This is a genomic window from Pseudomonas sp. ICMP 460 (genome assembly GCF_002723595.1).
Lineage (GTDB): Bacteria > Pseudomonadota > Gammaproteobacteria > Pseudomonadales > Pseudomonadaceae > Aquipseudomonas > Aquipseudomonas kitaguniensis.
Map to the genome: position 1 here is coordinate 1 of NZ_LKBR01000054.1, position 1,129 is coordinate 1,129.

1 protein-coding gene and 2 pseudogenes are annotated in these 1,129 nt (G+C 54.9%); 2 read left to right on the plus strand and 1 reads right to left on the minus strand.

From position 1 onward, the window contains the following. Together AO240_RS23810 and AO240_RS23815 are read left to right on the plus strand one after the other, a co-directional pair. Positions 1 to 180, plus strand: a pseudogene (locus AO240_RS23810) (hypothetical protein); the annotation flags it as partial. A 266-nt stretch (positions 181 to 446) separates the two neighbouring features. Then, a pseudogene (locus tag AO240_RS23815) lies at positions 447 to 595 on the plus strand (LysR family transcriptional regulator); the annotation flags it as partial. 82 nt (positions 596 to 677) lie between these two features. Here AO240_RS23815 and AO240_RS23820 read toward each other — a convergent pair. Next, positions 678 to 1,129 (minus strand): IS3 family transposase (locus AO240_RS23820; RefSeq protein WP_143505457.1); only part of this gene is annotated, 452 nt, incomplete at its 5' end.

A 1,129-nucleotide genomic window follows, 5' to 3' on the forward strand; every position in this document is an offset into this window, starting at 1 on the left:
GCTTCAACCACTCAGGTCGGCTTTCAGGCCGCCGTGCTCTTGGGTGAGAAAGGCTTGTTTGCGACGCTGTACGCGGGAATTCGTGCCGGCATGCTGGACGCGCCGTATATGCGTGATTTTTTGCTGACGGCGAAAGACACCTCGTTTTCGACACTGGACGGCGTGAGCGCGGTGCGCTGAGGAAGAACCCCAAACCAAANAGACACCTCGTTTTCGACACTGGACGGCGTGAGCGCGGTGCGCTGAGGAAGAACCCCAAACCAAAAGGGATCAACATGTGGGAGCGGGCTTGCTCGCGATGGCGGTGTGTCAGTCAATTCATGTATCAACTGTAAAACTGCTATCGGGAGCAAGCCCCCTCCCACAAAAAGCAAAAAAAACAGATCTACTGTGTATGCAAAACCCGCCCTTGATCTGCTTCAACCACTCAGGTCGGCTTTCAGGCCGCCGTGCTCTTGGGTGAGAAGGGCTTGTTTGCGACGCTGTACGCAGGGATTCGTGCCGACATGCTGGACGCGCCGTATATGCGTGATTTTTGCTGACGGCGAAAGACACCTCGTTTTCGACACTGGACGGCGTGAGCGCGGTGCGCTGAGGAAGAACCCCAAACCAAACGGGATCAACCTGTGGGAGCGGGCTTGAACTGGTCAAGTAATCCCGGACACCGATTACGGTGTTTATGCCGCTTTTTGCTCCATGGCTATTGGCGACAGATAGTTGTTGTAGCTGTGGAGCCTGATTCGGTTGTATCGCATGAAGAAATTGGTCATATCCTGCCTCGCTTCTTCAACTGTCGTGTAGCCCTTGGTGGGCACCCACTCTGATTTGAGCGTCCCGAAGAAACGTTCTGTTGGTGCGTTGTCCCAGCACTGCCCTCTGCGGCTCATGCTTTGCGTTATCCCATGCTCCAGCAGTTCGGACTGAAAGAGCTGACTGGTGTATTGGCAGCCTTGATCCGAATGAAACATCAAGCCTGCATGTTTGCCTCGAACCTCCACCGCCATTCTCAGCGCCTTGCTAACCAGGGTGGCGTCATTAATCAGAGAAAACGCCCAGCCAACGATTCGGCGGGCGAACAGATCAATGACCGCTGCCAAGTGATACCAGCGTTTACCAACCATCAGGCTGG